Below are 208 nucleotides of genomic sequence, written 5' to 3'. Positions count from 1 at the left end.
TGCCGAAGGCTATCCCGGCAAGCGTTACTACGGCGGCTGCGAAAACGTCGACGTCGTCGAGCAGCTTGCGATCGATCGCGTGAAGGCGCTGTTCGGCGCTGAAGCCGCCAACGTGCAGCCGAACTCGGGCTCGCAGGCCAACCAGGGCGTGTTCTTCGCCGTGCTCAAGCCGGGCGACACCATCATGGGCATGAGCCTCGCCGAAGGC

General features: G+C 65.4%; 1 pseudogene. It reads left to right on the top strand.

Features of this window, described 5'->3' with window-relative positions:
* Nucleotides 1-208, top strand: a pseudogene (gene glyA, locus U5782_RS41590) (serine hydroxymethyltransferase); the annotation flags it as partial.

Origin of the sequence: Paraburkholderia sp. J67, from assembly GCF_905220265.1 — a bacterium.
Classification (GTDB): domain Bacteria; phylum Pseudomonadota; class Gammaproteobacteria; order Burkholderiales; family Burkholderiaceae; genus Paraburkholderia.
The sequence above is the reverse complement of the archived record's forward strand: the minus strand, read 5'-3'. Positions and strand labels throughout refer to the sequence as shown.